General features: G+C 43.4%; 1 protein-coding gene and 1 pseudogene. One reads left to right on the top strand and one right to left on the bottom strand.

Annotation, left to right across the window (positions count from 1 at the left end; translation table 11 throughout):
* Positions 1 to 259: pseudogene (locus tag F1E73_RS17185) on the top strand (MFS transporter); the annotation flags it as partial.
* A gap of 110 nt (positions 260 to 369) precedes the next feature.
* On the opposite strand, the gene F1E73_RS17180 reads toward F1E73_RS17185, so the two are convergent.
* Positions 370 to 760: isocitrate/isopropylmalate family dehydrogenase (locus F1E73_RS17180; protein ID WP_262714311.1), on the bottom strand; the 391-nt coding region annotated here is incomplete at its 5' end.

Raw genomic sequence — 760 nt, 5'->3', positions numbered from 1 at the left:
TATACAAATGGCCTTCATTAGGTCTGCAAAGGGTTCTGAAATGCTAGGTGCATCCATGAATCACAGTGCCTTTAACATGGGGAATGCCTCTGGCGCTTATTTTGGTGGCTTGCCTATTGCTATGGGAGCCGATTTTACCTCTCCTAGTTTGGTAGGTGCTGTAATGGCAGGTAGCGGGGTGCTTATTGGGATACTGATCATCCTTAGTAGACGCACTAAAAAACGGAGAGCAGAAAGGAAACTAGCCTTTAATCAGTAGCGCTTATTCAAAGTATAATAGAGGTAACAAAAAAGAGATCCCAATGATAAGTAATATCATTGGGATCTTCATTTTATAGTAGGTGTCTAGCGGTATCCGCTATTTCTTTCTTAGATATTTTTGGCCAACCAATCGCCAATTTCACTGGTTTTGTAAGCTTTACCACCATCGGCAAGGTCTTCTGTTACAATTCCCTCTTCCAGGGATTTGTTCACAGCGTTCCTAATGGCTTGCGCTTCTTCCCTAAGGTCAAAATCCTCGAACATCATCGCGGCAGATAGAACCGTAGCCAAAGGGTTGGCAATGTCTTTCCCGGCTGCTTGTGGGTAAGAACCGTGGATGGGTTCGTATAACTTAGCCTTGGTACCAACGGAAGCAGAAGGCATAAGTCCCATAGATCCGGAAATTACAGAAGCTTCATCCGTTAAAATATCACCAAATAGGTTTTCGGTAATCATTACATCATAGGAATTGGGCCATTGTACCAATCGCATTGCTACA

The sequence above is a fragment of the Arenibacter lacus genome (genome assembly GCF_008711145.1).
GTDB lineage: Bacteria > Bacteroidota > Bacteroidia > Flavobacteriales > Flavobacteriaceae > Arenibacter > Arenibacter amylolyticus.
The sequence above is the reverse complement of the archived record's forward strand: the minus strand, read 5'-3'. Positions and strand labels throughout refer to the sequence as shown.